At 42.2% G+C, this 15,767-nt stretch carries 15 protein-coding genes; 13 read left to right on the top strand and 2 right to left on the bottom strand.

What is annotated here, in order from left to right:
* Window positions 1-210 precede the first annotated feature (210 nt).
* Window positions 211-1,608 carry a multidrug transporter subunit MdtD gene (mdtD, locus tag AAC147_RS03625; RefSeq protein ID WP_047679057.1) on the top strand — a complete coding sequence of 466 codons (1,398 nt, stop codon included), beginning with the start codon at window positions 211-213 and terminating at the stop codon, window positions 1,606-1,608.
* Between the two features lie 128 nt (window positions 1,609-1,736).
* Here mdtD and rbsK read toward each other — a convergent pair whose 3' ends face one another.
* The gene (gene rbsK, locus AAC147_RS03620) at window positions 1,737-2,666 is read right to left on the bottom strand and encodes a ribokinase (protein WP_047679056.1); all 930 of its coding nucleotides are present in this window, start codon (window positions 2,664-2,666) and stop codon (window positions 1,737-1,739) included.
* A gap of 235 nt (window positions 2,667-2,901) precedes the next feature.
* On the opposite strand from rbsK, the gene ravA reads away from it, so the two are divergent.
* Together ravA and viaA are read left to right on the top strand one after the other, a co-directional pair.
* Window positions 2,902-4,404 carry an ATPase RavA gene (ravA, locus tag AAC147_RS03615; protein ID WP_047679055.1) on the top strand — a complete coding sequence of 501 codons (1,503 nt, stop codon included), beginning with the start codon at window positions 2,902-2,904 and terminating at the stop codon, window positions 4,402-4,404.
* 4 nt (window positions 4,405-4,408) lie between these two features.
* Entirely contained in the window at window positions 4,409-5,866 is a 1,458-nt protein-coding gene (gene viaA / locus AAC147_RS03610) for an ATPase RavA stimulator ViaA (protein ID WP_047679054.1), read from the top strand.
* Window positions 5,867-5,902: 36 nt separating this feature from the next.
* Here viaA and asnA read toward each other — a convergent pair whose 3' ends face one another.
* Window positions 5,903-6,895, bottom strand: a complete 993-nt coding sequence (gene asnA / locus AAC147_RS03605; RefSeq protein WP_047679053.1) for an aspartate--ammonia ligase — start codon at window positions 6,893-6,895, stop codon at window positions 5,903-5,905.
* Between the two features lie 166 nt (window positions 6,896-7,061).
* On the opposite strand from asnA, the gene asnC reads away from it, so the two are divergent.
* The 10 genes from asnC to atpA all read left to right on the top strand — a co-directional run bounded on the left by asnC (window position 7,062) and on the right by atpA (window position 15,723).
* Window positions 7,062-7,523 (top strand): transcriptional regulator AsnC, encoded by a 462-nt coding sequence (gene asnC, locus AAC147_RS03600; protein ID WP_047679052.1) that lies wholly within the window; start codon window positions 7,062-7,064, stop codon window positions 7,521-7,523.
* A gap of 91 nt (window positions 7,524-7,614) precedes the next feature.
* Window positions 7,615-8,055 (top strand): FMN-binding protein MioC, encoded by a 441-nt coding sequence (gene mioC, locus AAC147_RS03595; RefSeq protein WP_047679051.1) that lies wholly within the window; start codon window positions 7,615-7,617, stop codon window positions 8,053-8,055.
* Between the two features lie 382 nt (window positions 8,056-8,437).
* Window positions 8,438-10,327 carry a tRNA uridine-5-carboxymethylaminomethyl(34) synthesis enzyme MnmG gene (gene mnmG / locus AAC147_RS03590; RefSeq protein WP_047679050.1) on the top strand — a complete coding sequence of 630 codons (1,890 nt, stop codon included), beginning with the start codon at window positions 8,438-8,440 and terminating at the stop codon, window positions 10,325-10,327.
* A 12-nt stretch (window positions 10,328-10,339) separates the two neighbouring features.
* A complete protein-coding gene (gene rsmG, locus AAC147_RS03585; RefSeq protein WP_047679049.1) occupies window positions 10,340-10,960 on the top strand; it encodes a 16S rRNA (guanine(527)-N(7))-methyltransferase RsmG in 621 nt (206 codons plus the stop codon).
* Window positions 10,961-11,569: 609 nt separating this feature from the next.
* On the top strand, window positions 11,570-11,947 hold the full coding sequence (gene atpI / locus AAC147_RS03580; RefSeq protein WP_047679048.1) for a F0F1 ATP synthase subunit I: 378 nt from the start codon (window positions 11,570-11,572) through the stop codon (window positions 11,945-11,947).
* A 31-nt stretch (window positions 11,948-11,978) separates the two neighbouring features.
* The gene (gene atpB / locus AAC147_RS03575; RefSeq protein ID WP_047679047.1) at window positions 11,979-12,803 is read left to right on the top strand and encodes a F0F1 ATP synthase subunit A; all 825 of its coding nucleotides are present in this window, start codon (window positions 11,979-11,981) and stop codon (window positions 12,801-12,803) included.
* Between the two features lie 50 nt (window positions 12,804-12,853).
* Window positions 12,854-13,096 (top strand): F0F1 ATP synthase subunit C, encoded by a 243-nt coding sequence (gene atpE / locus AAC147_RS03570; protein ID WP_047679046.1) that lies wholly within the window; start codon window positions 12,854-12,856, stop codon window positions 13,094-13,096.
* Between the two features lie 54 nt (window positions 13,097-13,150).
* A complete protein-coding gene (atpF, locus tag AAC147_RS03565) occupies window positions 13,151-13,621 on the top strand; it encodes a F0F1 ATP synthase subunit B (RefSeq protein ID WP_047679045.1) in 471 nt (156 codons plus the stop codon).
* A 12-nt stretch (window positions 13,622-13,633) separates the two neighbouring features.
* On the top strand, window positions 13,634-14,167 hold the full coding sequence (atpH, locus tag AAC147_RS03560) for a F0F1 ATP synthase subunit delta (RefSeq protein ID WP_047679044.1): 534 nt from the start codon (window positions 13,634-13,636) through the stop codon (window positions 14,165-14,167).
* A gap of 14 nt (window positions 14,168-14,181) precedes the next feature.
* Window positions 14,182-15,723 (top strand): F0F1 ATP synthase subunit alpha, encoded by a 1,542-nt coding sequence (gene atpA, locus AAC147_RS03555; RefSeq protein WP_047679043.1) that lies wholly within the window; start codon window positions 14,182-14,184, stop codon window positions 15,721-15,723.
* The last annotated feature ends 44 nt before the right edge of the window (window positions 15,724-15,767 follow it).

The raw sequence follows: 15,767 nt of genomic DNA, 5'->3' as shown, positions 1-15,767 counted from the left end.
CTGACAATAGTTTTTTTGCATTTTTTTTCTGTTCGCATTTTTTTTCAACAAAAGCGACAGAAAAGTTCTTTTTTCACTCAATAAGTGGTGCTATTGACAACAATTTTAAAATCCATGCGGTGCAACTCGAAATCTGTTGGGTATATTTTTATGTATTAAAATGTTACTTAGTTACTAAATCATCATTATTACAACATGACAGGAAATCTGATGGTCAAATCCGCACGCAATATGTCGGGATTACCTTGGATTGCAGCGATGGCTTTTTTTATGCAATCTCTGGATGCAACAATCCTTAATACAGCTCTGCCGGCAATTGCTAAAAGCCTTAACCATTCTCCACTAGCAATGCAACCTGCTATTGTCAGTTACACTTTAACTGTAGCGATGTTGATTCCTGTCAGTGGCTGGTTAGCTGATAGGTTTGGCACCCGACTGGTTTTCATTTATGCCGTATCCCTCTTTTCTTTAGGTTCTCTCGCTTGCGCATTATCCAGCTCTCTCTCCCTTTTAGTGATTTCACGCGTTGTTCAAGGGATCGGCGGCGCTATGATGATGCCAGTTGCTCGCTTAGCTTTATTACGGGCTTATCCACGTAGCGAACTGTTACCTGTTCTGAATTTTGTCACAATGCCTGGATTGCTTGGCCCAATTTTGGGCCCTCTTCTTGGAGGAGTGTTAGTAACTTACGCAACATGGCATTGGATATTCATTATCAATATTCCCATCGGTTTACTGGGTATTATTTATGCCAGGAAACATATGCCCAACTTTACCATGCCAAAGAGCCCCTTTGATTTTCTGGGCTTCATAATGTTCAGCTCAGGCTTAGTGATGCTTTCGGTCAGTCTGGATTTATTTGGTAATGATACGTTGTCTAATTATGTTCCGACAGCAGTGTTAGCTGTAGGTGTCATTATGCTGTCTGGGTATTGTATCTATGCCCAAAGGCATCCCAATCCACTTATTGATCTCAAGTTATTTGAAACCAGAACATTTTCAGTTGGTATCGGCAGTAATATTGCTACCCGTTTGAGTACAGGATCACTTTCTTTTCTTATTCCACTGATGTTACAGGTAGGTTTTGGTTACTCAGCAATTATTGCAGGTATTATGATGGCACCAAATGCTATTGGTTCTATCTTGGCAAAATCTTTTGTCACCCAGATACTGGCCAGATTCGGATACAGAAATACTCTATTTTGGGTCACTGTTATTATTGGATTAATGATTACCCAGTTTTCACTACAATCACCAGCATTGTCACTCGTGTTTTTGATCATTCCTCTATTTATATTGGGAATGGTTATGTCTACTCAATTTACAGCAATGAACACAATTACTCTTGGTGACTTAAATGAGGATAATGCCAGTGCCGGAAATAGCTTGCTGGCGGTGTCTCAACAGTTATCCATCAGCTTAGGTGTCACAGTCAGTGCAGCAATTCTGCGATTTTATGAGTCAGTGAGTTATGGTTCTACAATAGATCACTTTCACTATACGTTTATCACTATAGGTTCGATTACTCTGGTTTCTGCTTTTATCTTTCTGTTCTTAAATAAAGAGGATGGCAGCAACTTGGTTAAGAAAAAGCGAACTAAAAAATAATGTTGTTAACGTTGACTTACAGAATCAACAGGCCATCAATGCGTTTTTGCAACAAAGTCTCTATACAGCGGAGCATTCAGTTAGGTTACTTTCGGTATTAAGAATTAAACTACCATAGTAGCCACAAATTAACCCTGTTCAACCAGAAATGCATCAATTTCACTTCGCCACGGAACAGAAGGCTGCGCACCATGACGTGTCACCGCTATTGCCGCCGCGGCATGAGCAAAACGAATCGCCGATAATATTTCTTTCCCTTCCAATATTCCCGTCACTAAAACACCATTAAATGTGTCTCCTGCTGCAATCGTATCAATGGCTTTTACTTCAAACCCGGATACAACTTTTCCTTGTTTACCTTTCTCACTATACCATACTCCACGGCTTCCCAGCGTGATGATAACCGTTTCGATGCCTTTATTATGCAACGACTGAGCTGCTTTTTCGGCTCCGGCATCATCTGTTACCGAGACGCCTGTCAGATACTCTGCTTCTGTTTCATTGGGAGTAATAATATCCACTAGAGAAAGTAGCCGATCTGAGATTTTTTGGGCCGGAGCAGGATTCAAGATCACTTTGGTGTTGTGTTTTTTCGCTATTTCCGCAGCAAGTTGCACTGTGTCCAATGGCGTTTCAAGCTGTAGTAACAATGCATTCGCGTCTTTAATCACTTGCTCATAACGACGGAGATATTCTGGTGTAAGCGCACCATTCGCTCCGGCATTAATGCCAATGATATTTTCTCCCTGCTGATTGACAAAAATCAGCGCTACGCCAGTTGCTTCACCAGCAATAACTTCAATAGCAGAAGTATTGATATTATCTTTCACCAGTTGTTGGAGGACCTGTTCCCCAATATCATCCTGCCCAATACAAGCAATAAATGTAATGTTAGCCCCGCAACGGCCAGCAGCAACCGCCTGATTTGCTCCTTTTCCTCCGAATGCTACCTGATACCGCTCCCCTTGCACGGTTTCTCCCGGCCGAGGAAATGATTTGAGATTCAAGATGTGATCGACATTGATACTACCCATCACTACCAGTTTTGCCATACTCATTGCATTTATTCCTGCTAAATAATTTTAGTATATTGTCTTTAATCTGAGCCGCCAAAATGGCAGTCCCAACTTGAACTTCTTAAACAATCATTATCAATACAGAGATTAAATCAGGTATTCTCTGAATAGACTCAGGACAACAAAAGCTCAATAAACTCTCATTAAAGTCTTTGCATAGAATACATTTTACCTATAAATAAATGGAGGTAATTATTCAAACTGCGGCGTTCACAATATGCAATTGGTTGAGAAAATATCCCAGTTAAGCCAGTATCTGGAAAGTGGGCTATATGAAAGACGACAAGCTATTCGTCTTTGTCTGCTGGCAGCCTTATGTGGAGAAAGTGTTTTTCTTCTTGGCCCGCCGGGGATAGCCAAAAGTCTGATAGCACGTCGGCTAAAATTTGCTTTTCAGCGTGCTCATGCTTTTGAATATTTAATGACACGCTTTTCCACTCCAGAAGAAATTTTCGGTCCCCTTTCAATTCAAGCACTCAAAGATGAAGGGCGTTACCAACGCCTTACTGAAGGTTATTTACCAGAAGCAGAAATTGTTTTTCTGGATGAAATCTGGAAAGCGGGACCGGCCATTTTGAATACGTTGTTGACAGCAATTAATGAAAAGAAATTCAGGAATGGTAATCAGGAAGAACAGTTACCAATGAGGCTGTTAATCACAGCGTCTAATGAACTGCCTGATGCCGATAAGAGTCTGGAAGCCCTCTATGATCGCCTATTGATCCGCCTCTGGCTGGACAATATTCAAGAAAAGAAAAATTTTCGTGCCCTACTCACCGATCACCGTGATGAAAACTCTAACCCTGTACCGGATCATTTTCAAATTACAGATGAAGAGTTTGATCAATGGCAGGAGAAAATAAGCCACATCTCTTTGCCGGATCCTATTTTCGAGTTGATCTATCAATTGCGCCAGCAAATTCATGCTACAGAGCATGTCCCCCGCGTTTCAGATCGTCGATGGAAAAAGTCCATTCGTTTATTACAAGCCAGTGCATTTTTCAGTGGGAGAAACCGTATATCTCCACTGGATCTAGTGTTATTAAAAAATTGCCTATGGCACGATCTAAATAGTTTAAAATATTTGCCACAACTCCTGCATAACTTACTGACAGAACAAGCTTATCAACAACGTGCCTTGATGCAAAAAATGGATGAGCTATACCAACAGTGGATAAACTCCAGACAAGATGAAAATCATCATTTCCCCTTGCAACTAATCACGAAATCATCATTTTTGGGTCGTCATACACACTATACTCTCCCGGAAAATATCCATGAAAAAAAGCTGACACTATTTCTGTACCCTTCATTAAATCTACATGATCTTGCAGTTAACTTTATCGAAATAGATAAAAATGCATTGGAAAATTCACTTAAAAATAACAATAGAGTATTGCTTATCCGATTAAACGGAATAGGTTTTCCACAAAAAATTCCTTTTGAAATTAACGAAAAAAATCAGATTGAAATTCTAGATACCAGCCGAAACAGTGCAGTTTTATGCCGATTTGAACAACAGATCATTCTGGAAGAAAAGGTAAAGGTGCAATGGAATGCAAAATGGCTTTCTATACATGACGAAATTCAACAACAACACCAATTATTTAACCAACATCAACCCTGTTTATTTATAGAAGAACACTGGATTGCCAATATTGAGCAAAGTTTTCTCCAATTAACCGAAAGGTTAAAACAGCTACGATCAAAAGTGGGGTAGTAACATGCTAGCTTTAACAACACTTGATCTTTTGCTAGCCATTAATGAAAGTGAATTGATAGAGGAAACTATTTCAACGCTATTAAGCTCCCCTCAATTGGTCGCTTTCTGTAAAAAATTCCCAAAATTTAAAAAATCATTGCAGAAAGACATTCCAAACTGGCAGCAAACATTACGGCAAAAGCTCAAAGATGCCATTGTTCCTGTTCTTTTGGCCGAAGAATTTCAGTTATATCAACAAATAATAACTACAGAACCTGCTGTTTTTTACCGGCAACTTCCTCAACTTGTCGACAAACTCCAGCAAATCCAGTCTCCTTTTGCTAATGATGCTTTCACGTTGTGCGAAACATTATCTCAACACAGCCATGCAGGACATACGTTGTTTATTCAACGCTGGCGCAGCAGTTTGATCCTACAAGTCACAAAATTTCACAGGATACTGCTGGAACAAGAAAAAGATCAGTTACTGGCTGAGATCCAAAAACGATTAATAATCATGAATAACCTCGCTCCCGTATTTGACGAAAATGATCGTGCAGCGGGACGATTATGGGATATGAGCAAAGGACAACTTCATCTGGCAGCATATAAAATATCATTAATCACTCAATATGCTGAATTCCTCAAGCAACAATCTGAATTGGAAAAGCTGGCTCAATTATTAGGCCGTAACCAAGCTGCTAAATCAATTCCAAAAAATAGTGCTGACCTGGAAGCTTTCCCAAAAATTGAACGTATGCCAGATACTGTACCGGAACAGGTAAATGGACTCCAACAGAGTGACGATATCCTGAGACTTTTACCCACAGAGCTGGCCATGTTGGGGATTAAGGAGCTGGAGTACGACTTTTATCGTCGGCTGATAGAAAAAAAATTACTAACTTATTGTCTACAAGGGGATAACTGGCAGACAAAAACCGTATTAAAACCCGTTATTCACCATGACAATGAAGAACAACCCCAGGGACCATTTATTGTCTGTGTAGATACTTCTGGATCGATGGGAGGGTTCAATGAGCGTTGTGCCAAAGCATTTTGTCTGGCCTTGATGCGTATTGCTCTGGCTGATAATCGTCAATGTCATATCATATTGTTCTCCACAGAGATCATTCATTATAACTTAACGTCACAAGATGGGCTGACTCAGGCTGTACATTTTCTGGGACAAACTTTTAGAGGAGGAACCGATCTGGCTTTCTGTCTTAAAACAGTAACGGAGAAAATGAAAGAGTCTATCTGGAGAAATGCTGACACTGTTGTTATTTCGGATTTCATTGCCCAGCGTTTGCCGGAAGAGCTAATCCATCAGATACAAAGTCTGCAACAGCACCAAAAACACCGCTTCCATGCGGTATCCCTGTCCAATTACGGGAAGCCCGGTATCATGCAGATATTTGATCATATTTGGCGCTTTGATACCGGAATTACAAGCCGTTTACTGCGGAAATGGCGGCATTGAGCCAAAAACCATCCGACTAAAATTTATAACACAGCCTTACAGCACACCTTCAACAGATTCAATGATCTCCGGTGACCAAACACCACACTGAACCTGACCAATATGTGCCATTTGCAACAGTAACATCACTAAGCGAGATTGACCAATACCACCGCCGATAGTCTGTGGCATATCACCTTTTAGCAAAGATTGATGCCAATCGTATTGCAAACGCTCTTCATCACCAGTCAGTAAAAGCTGACGTTCCAGTGCTTCAACATCAACACGGATACCCATTGAAGAAATTTCAAACGCATCCTGCAAAACAGGGTTCCAGACGATAATGTCACCGTTCAGCCCTAAAAAACCATCGCTGTTTGGTGTCGTCCAATCGTCATAATCCGGTGCACGAACATCATGTGCCTGGCCATCAGACAACTTACCGCCGATCCCCATCAGGAAAATAGCACCAAATTCTTTGGCTGCTTCACGCTCACGACCTTTGGCATCCAGACCAGGATAACGTTTCAGAAGCTCTTCACTGTGAATGAAGTGAATTTGATCTGGCAGGAACGGTGCCAGACCAAATTCCTTACTGACTGCTTGTTGTGTTTCTTTTATCGCTTCGTAGATTTTACCTACTGTCTGTTTTAGATAGTCGAGTGAACGGTGACCTTCACCAACCACTTTTTCCCAATCCCACTGATCAACAAAGACCGAATGGATAGGAGTCAGGCGATCCTCATCAGGACGCAAAGCTTTCATGTGAGTATACAACCCTTGTTCTGCTTGAAAACCAAAGCGACCTAATGTCTTGCGTTTCCATTTAGCCAAAGAATGAACCACTTCAAAAGTGGCATCAGGCAATGTCTTAACTTTCACCTGTACGGCTTTCTCGTGGCCTGACAAGTTGTCTTGAGTTCCATCACCAAGACGGCTCAAAATTGGCCCCTGCACTTCGATTAAACCAAGTTGCTTCTCTAGCAGGCGTGAAAAGTAAGATTTCACAAAACTAATCTGTTGCTGTTTTTCAATAAAGGATGTTTTCATGATGCGACTCTCAAAATTTTTTAGTGACCCTGTGTCCTGTTGATATAGATTAAGCAACAAAATGGAGAACAAATTCAATATCTGATAATAAAAATATCCAAAAAGATTTATAAACGATAATTTTTACACTATAAAAATGAATATTATTCAAAAATAGGGATTAAAAATGGCGGAAATTTATCAGATCGACAATTTAGACCGTGACATCCTTCACGCTTTGATGGATAACGCGCGTACACCTTATGCAGAATTAGCCAAAAAATTCGCAGTCAGCCCAGGAACAATCCATGTCCGTGTGGAAAAAATGAAACAGGCAGGGATTATTTCAGGTACTCGAGTTGATATCAGTGCTAAGCAACTAGGGTTCGATGTGTGCTGTTTTATCGGCATTATCCTGAAAAGTGCTAAAGATTATCCGGCAGCATTACAGAAACTCGATAAACTGGATGAAGTGGTTGAAGTTTATTACACCACTGGACATTACAGTATATTTATCAAGGTAATGTGTCGTTCTATCGAATCCCTCCAGGATGTACTTATCAACAAGATCCAGACGATTGAAGAAATTCAGTCAACAGAGACGTTGATCTCCCTGCAAAACCCGATCATGAGGACAATCAGACCCTGAAATTAAAAGTAAATAACCACATTATCCACAAGTAGATCCCAGAAGATTCACAACGTACAATAGTTGTTCTTTAACGTTAGCAAGGATCAAGATGAGCACGATAACTTTAATCAGCGGTAGTACTATGGGTAGCGCTGAATACGTTGCTGAACACATGGCTGAGATCTTGGAAAATCATAGTTTTTCAACAAAAGTACTACACGGCCCTTCATTAGATGATCTTCCTCTGGAAGGGTTGTGGCTTGTGGTCACATCAACACATGGAGCTGGCGATTTACCGGAAAACCTACAACCTTTCGCAGATGCGATCATACAACAGCAACCAGATCTCAGCCGTGTGACATTTGGTGCAGTGGGTATTGGTAGTTCTGAATATGACACATTCTGTGGCGCTATAAGATCATTGGAACAATTATTGGAAGATCACAAAGCAAAAAGGATCGGCGATCGACTGGAAATAGACATCCAACAACACGAAATACCCGAAGATCCAGCCGAAGAATGGGTCAAAGAGTGGGCAAAGTTACTCTGATCAGATTAAAAATATAGCGATTAACTGTGGATAACTTTGATAAAAAGCAGGGGTTAACTCGTAGTTATCCATTTAATAACTGAGGCAGAATCTATCAACTGTGAATAACACGGCTTTTAGATCCCAGTTTATCCTACGTTGGATCACGGATCATTCACAACAAATGATCCTTTTCAGTGTTATGATCTTTCGATAGAAAATTCACTTATCCACAGATGATCGTGATCCTAATAAAAGATCCAATAAAGAGATCTTTAAATAAAAAGATCTTATTTTAAGTAATGATGATCAACTCCTACTTGGTCTAACGTCCAAACTTGAGTAGAATTCTCTTTCCCAATGCAAATTCATACGAAGCATTCTTACAATTAAAGGTTCGCACATGTTTTATCCAGAGCATTTTGACGTCATCATTATCGGCGGTGGTCACGCTGGTACTGAAGCAGCAATGGCAGCCGCACGTATGGGGCGTCAAACCTTATTACTGACTCACAACATTGATACTTTGGGCCAGATGTCATGTAATCCAGCCATTGGTGGGATCGGTAAAGGGCATCTGGTAAAAGAGATCGATGCACTTGGCGGTTTGATGGCAAAAGCAACCGATCTAGCTGGTATTCAGTTCAGAACACTCAATGCCAGCAAAGGCCCAGCTGTTCGAGCTACACGTGCACAAGCGGATCGTGTACTGTATCGACAGGCTGTAAGAACTGCATTGGAAAATCAATCTAACTTAATGATCTTCCAGCAATCTGTTGAGGATCTTATCGTTGAAAATGACGCTGTTACTGGTGTTGTTACACGTATGGGTTTAAAATTTAAGGCAAAGTCTGTTGTTTTAACAGTAGGTACTTTCCTTGACGGAAAAATTCATATTGGTTTAGAAAATTACAGTGGTGGACGTGCTGGTGATCCTCCTGCAATCGCTTTATCACATCGTTTACGTGAATTACCTCTGCGTGTTTCTCGCCTGAAAACAGGCACTCCGCCTCGTATTGATGCTCGAACCATTGATTTTAGCCAGCTTGAACAACAATTCGGTGATAACCCAACACCTGTATTCTCATTCATGGGCACCATGGATCAACATCCGCAACAGATCCCGTGTTATATCACCCATACCAATGAAAAAACCCATGCAGTGATCCGGGATAACTTGGATCGCAGCCCGATGTATGCGGGGATCATCGAGGGGATCGGCCCACGCTATTGTCCTTCTATCGAAGATAAAGTCATGCGTTTCGCAGATCGCAACGCGCATCAGATCTTCCTTGAACCAGAAGGACTCACCAGCAACGAAATCTATCCAAATGGGATTTCAACCAGTTTGCCATTTGACGTACAAATGCAGATCGTTCACTCCATGAAAGGAATGGAAAATGCACGTATTGTTCGTCCAGGTTATGCGATCGAATATGATTTCTTTGATCCACGTGATTTAAAACAAACACTGGAAAGTAAATTTATTAACGGTCTTTTCTTTGCCGGGCAGATCAACGGAACGACAGGTTATGAAGAAGCAGCAGCACAAGGATTGCTGGCAGGCCTAAACGCTGCCCGTTATGCCACAGGTGAAGAAGGGTGGTTCCCTCGTCGTGATCAAGCCTATATTGGTGTTCTGGTTGATGATCTATGCACATTGGGAACAAAAGAACCCTACCGGATGTTCACATCACGTGCAGAATATCGCTTGATGTTACGTGAAGACAATGCAGATCTTCGTCTGACTGAAAAAGGTCGTGAACTGGGGTTAGTTGATGATCTACGTTGGGAACATTATTCCCGCAAAGTTGAAATGATTGAACAAGAGCGCCAGCGTTTACGCGATATCTGGGTTCATCCAAAATCTGACAACTTGGATGAAATCAATCAAATGCTGAAAACACCACTGTCGAAAGAAGCTAATGGTGAAGATTTACTGCGTCGCCCGGAAATGAACTACGAATTATTGACATCAATGTCACGTTTTGCACCAGGGCTGACAGAACCTCAGGCGGCAGATCAGGTTGAGATCCAAGTAAAATACGAAGGTTATATTGCCCGTCAGCAAGAAGAGATCGAAAAACAATTGCGCAATGAGAACACGGCATTACCTGTCGATCTGGATTATAAACACGTTAGTGGGCTTTCTAATGAAGTTGTTGCAAAACTAAATGACCATAAGCCAAGTTCAATTGGTCAAGCTTCACGTATTTCTGGTATCACACCAGCAGCGATCTCCATCTTACTGGTATGGCTGAAAAAACAGGGTTTATTGCGCCGTAGCGCCTAAGAGGACAAAGCTTTGCTTAACAAATTGGAATCTCTGTTGGTGAAGACCGACATTGTCTTATCGTTGGAGCAGAAACAACAGCTTATTGCTTATGTAGATATGCTCAATAAATGGAATAAGGCTTACAATCTGACATCTGTCCGGGATCCTGAGCAGATGTTAGTCCGGCATATCATGGATAGCATTATAGTCAATCCATTCTTACAGGGAACACGATTTATTGATGTCGGTACAGGGCCTGGTTTGCCAGGCATTCCTTTGGCGATTGTGCGACCTGATTCTCATTTCACCTTATTGGATAGTTTGGGAAAACGAGTTCGTTTTTTGCGTCAGGTTCAACATGAATTGGGCCTCAATAACATTGAACCAGTACAGAGCAGGGTAGAAGAGTTTATTCCTGAAGTGCTTTTCAACGGCGTGATCAGCAGAGCATTTGCATCTTTACAAGATATGTTGTCATGGTGTCATCATCTCCCTGAAACCAATGATGGGCGTTTTTATGCTCTGAAAGGTGTGTTGCCGGAAGATGAGCTGGCTCAGTTACCTTTAGGGATCAGTCTTGATACTGTGGTCCCTCTGCAAATACCAGAACTGGAAGGGCAGCGTCATTTGGTTGTACTTAAACAAAACTGACTTTGCTGTTTATCAATAAAAGCTTAAATAATTAGTAACGCCAACCATAGTTATATTGTTACGGGTGTTACTAATTATATACCTCTATCGTTTCATTTTTATTTACGGATAGATCACAGAAAAATAACCTTCATTTTATATTGAGCAAATTGTTCTTTCTAAGAAGAGGCATCCATTTTCTTTATAAATAAATTTTAGAGAAAGTGTGAAAAATAAACCTTTAAGATTTCTTAGTGATATATCAGATAAAAATTGATAGCTATAATATTAATTATTTGATTTTATATGAAAAAATAAATGATTTTCATCACATATTTAATGGTTAGTGATATTAATGTTTTAATTTAGTGTGATATGTATCACGTTTAATTTTTGAGGCGATAGATTAATCGTTACAAAATATTAAATGGTATTTGTGAGCAATCTACCATCAAAGTTAGAAATTTAAATAATTATTCACTTTTTCGCTACTTATGGATTGAATTCATTTTGGCTGCCCGTATAATTTGCACGTTTTTGTCACTTGACACTCTTAAACAAAGACAGTTTTATACAACATTCAGCAAAGCCTGATATGCAATGGTGTACTTCAGGGAGAAAACAAAAGTCATGTCTGTATCCCTTTATAGCGGTAGAATTGCACTGAAACTGTTACTTTTGCAGTTAATGACTTTTGTTATTCTCAGTGCGGCTTTTTATACCAGAAGTATCGAATGGGGTGTTTCTGCTTTTGCTGGTGGGTTGGCATATTGGCTACCAAACGTCATTTTTATGCTGCTTACCCACTTCCAAAAGGCAAAAGAACGAAATGTTTCTGTACGTATTGCATGGTTCTTCGCTATTGGGGAAGGGGTTAAAGTTATCATTTCGATAGCTATGCTGATAGTTGCCTTAGGGGTGTTCAAGGCGGCATTTGCACCACTTGGTGTGGCCTATTTAGCGGTGCTGATTGTGCAGATCATCGCACCTGCCGTAATGAACGGTTAGTGTTTTTAACAATAAAAGGGTAAAAAGCATCATGTCTGCATCAGGAGAAGTTTCAACTTCAGAGTACATAAGTCACCACCTGAGACACCTTCAGTTAGACTTACGTACTTTTGAGTTGGTCAATCCCCACGCTAGTGGCTATGAAGCGACGTTCTGGACGTTGAACATTGACTCGCTTTTTTTCTCCGTCGTATTAGGGATGTTGTTTCTGTTTGTATTCAGGAGAGTCGCGGTTCGCGTTACTGATGGCGTACCGGGTAAATTCCAGACTGCAATAGAAATGATTATCGGTTTCGTTGATAACACTGTACGTGATATGTATCACGGGAAGAGCAAAGTGATTGCCCCTTTGGCTTTGACTGTGTTCGTCTGGGTGTTGTTGATGAACGCGTTGGACTTGCTGCCAATCGATTTCATTCCTTTGATCGGTGAACGTGTCTTCGGCTTGCCTGCTCTGCGTATTGTTCCAACAGCAGATGTTAGTGTCACCTTGTCGATGGCGCTTGGCGTCTTTGTCCTCATCCTGTTTTATAGCATTAAGATGAAAGGAATCGGTGGTTTTGCGAAGGAGCTGACATTGCAGCCTTTCAATCATCCACTGTTTATTCCGATTAACTTAATTCTGGAAGGGGTCAGCTTGCTGTCTAAACCTATATCACTCGGTCTGCGACTGTTTGGTAATATGTATGCTGGCGAACTGATCTTTATTCTTATTGCGGCTCTCTTACCGTTTTGGTCACAGTGGATGCTCAGCCTGCCGTGGGCGATTTTCCACATACTGATTATTACGTTACAAGCCTTTATTTTCATGGTTCTGACGATCGTTTATCTGTCGATGGCATCTGAAGAGCATTAATTTCTATCAATCATTAATAATGTTTTAACTGAAACAAACTGGAGACTGTCATGGATATAAACATGGATCTGCTGTACATAGCTGCCGCTATTCTAATGGGTTTGGCTGCTATCGGTGCTGCGATCGGTATCGGCATCCTTGGGGGCAAATTCTTGGAAGGCGCTGCTCGTCAGCCTGATCTGATCCCTCTGCTGCGTACTCAGTTCTTTATCGTTATGGGTCTGGTTGACGCCATCCCGATGATCGCTGTGGGCCTGGGCTTGTATATGATGTTCGCTGTTGGTGCCAAGTAACTAGTAGAACAGAAAATTACGCCGATTCATTAATTGAAATAGAGGTATTGTGCCGTGAATATTAACGCAACAATCCTCGGCCAGGCCATCGCGTTTGTCCTGTTTGTTTTGTTCTGTATGAAGTATGTATGGCCACCAATCATGGCGGCCATTGAAAAGCGTCAGAAAGAGATTGCTGACGGTTTGGCTTCAGCAGAGCGTGCTAAAAAGAACCTGGACTTAGCGCAAGCCAATGCGACCGACCAACTGAAAAAAGCGAAAGCAGACGCGCAAGCTATCATCGAGCAGGCTAACAAACAAAAAGCCCAGATGATTGATGATGCCAGAGCAGAAGCTGAGCTGGAACGTAACAAAATTGTAGCGCAGGCTTATGCTGAAGTTGAAGCTGAACGCAAGCGCGCTCGTGAAGAGCTACGTAAACAGGTTGCGATGTTGGCTATCGCTGGTGCCGAGAAAATCATCGAACGTTCCGTGGATGAAGCTGCTAACAGCGACATCGTTGATAAACTGGTCGCTGAACTGTAAGGAGGGAGGGGCATGTCTGAATTTGCTACTGTAGCTCGCCCCTACGCCAAAGCAGCTTTTGACTTTGCTGTGGAACACCAATCTCTCGAACATTGGCAGAACATGCTGGCGTTCGTTGCTGAGGTAACTCGCAATGAGCAGGTTGGTGAGCTGCTTTCCGGTTCATTAGCACCGGAAACGTTAGCCAATACCTTTATCACCATTTGTGGTGAGCAGGTAGATGAGCATGCTCATAACTTTATTCGTGTAATGGCAGAAAATGGTCGCTTGCTGGTGTTACCAGAAGTCTTCCAGCAATTTATCCAATTGCGTGCATCACTGGAATCAACTATTGATGTTGAAGTGATATCTGCATCCGAACTAAATGAGCAGCAGCAGGCTAAAATTTCTGCGGCGATGGAAAAACGTCTGTCACGCAAAGTGAAGCTGAATTGCAAAATTGACAAGTCTGTTATTGCCGGCGTGATTATCCGTGCGGGTGACATGGTGATCGATGGCAGTATTCGTGGCCGTCTGGATCGTTTAACAGACGTCTTGCAGTCTTAAGGGGACTGGAGCATATGCAACTGAATTCCACCGAAATCAGCGAACTGATCAAACAGCGTATTGCTCAGTTCAATGTCGTGAGCGAAGCTCACAATGAAGGTACGATTGTTTCCGTTAACGACGGTATCATTCGTATCCACGGTTTAGCCGATGTCATGCAGGGTGAAATGATCTCTCTGCCTGGCAACCGTTATGCAATTGCACTGAACCTGGAGCGTGACTCCGTTGGTGCTGTTGTGATGGGCCCGTATGCTGACTTGGCCGAAGGCATGAAAGTCAAGTGTACTGGTCGTATTTTGGAAGTACCTGTTGGTCGTGGTCTGCTTGGTCGTGTTGTTAATACACTGGGTGAGCCAATTGATGGTAAAGGCGCTGTTGAGCATGATGGTTTCTCACCTGTTGAAGTCATTGCTCCGGGTGTTATCGATCGTCAATCCGTTGATCAGCCTGTCCAGACAGGTTACAAATCTGTTGATGCCATGATCCCAATCGGCCGTGGTCAGCGTGAGCTGGTTATCGGTGACCGTCAGACCGGTAAAACTGCTCTGGCTATTGATGCGATCATCAACCAACGTGATTCCGGTATCAAATGTATCTATGTTGCGATTGGTCAGAAAGCATCAACCATTGCTAACGTAGTTCGTAAACTGGAAGAGCACGGCGCACTGGAAAACACAATTGTCGTTGTTGCATCTGCTTCAGAGTCTGCGGCATTGCAATATCTGGCACCATATTCCGGCTGTGCGATGGGTGAATACTTCCGCGATCGTGGGGAAGATGCCCTGATTGTTTACGATGACCTGTCTAAACAGGCTGTTGCTTACCGTCAGATTTCTCTGTTGCTGCGTCGTCCACCTGGACGTGAAGCATTCCCAGGTGACGTTTTCTACCTGCACTCCCGTCTGCTGGAGCGTGCAGCGCGTGTTAGCGCTGACTATGTAGAAAAATTCACTCATGGTGAAGTGAAAGGCCAAACAGGTTCTCTGACTGCGCTGCCAATCATCGAAACCCAGGCTGGTGACGTTTCTGCATTCGTACCAACAAACGTTATCTCAATCACTGATGGTCAGATCTTCCTTGAATCTGCTCTGTTCAACGCAGGTATTCGTCCGGCAGTTAACCCAGGGATTTCTGTATCCCGTGTAGGTGGGGCTGCTCAGACCAAGATTATCAAGAAACTGTCTGGTGGTATCCGTACAGCTCTGGCTCAGTATCGTGAACTGGCGGCATTCTCCCAGTTTGCATCTGATTTGGATGATGCGACTCGTAAGCAGTTGGATCACGGCCAGAAAGTGACTGAACTGCTGAAACAGAAACAGTATCAGCCAATGTCAATTGCGCAACAAGCTCTGTCTCTGTTTGCTGCTGAGCGTGGCTATCTGGAAGATGTCGAAATCGCGAAAGTGGTCAGTTTCGAATCTGCGCTGTTGGCATATGCCAGCCATGAACATGCTGATCTTCTGAAAGAGATTGACCAGTCTGGCGATTACAACGGAGAGATTGAAGCGAAGCTGAAAGCTCTGTTGGATTCCTTCAAGGCGACTCAGTCCTGGTAACACTATTCGGCCCTGTTTAATTGAACACGGGCCGTCTGGTTGAA

This window comes from Xenorhabdus sp. NBAII XenSa04, assembly GCF_963866145.1.
In the GTDB taxonomy this organism is placed as follows: domain Bacteria; phylum Pseudomonadota; class Gammaproteobacteria; order Enterobacterales; family Enterobacteriaceae; genus Xenorhabdus; species Xenorhabdus indica.
This window is presented reverse-complemented; position numbering and strand designations above follow the sequence as displayed.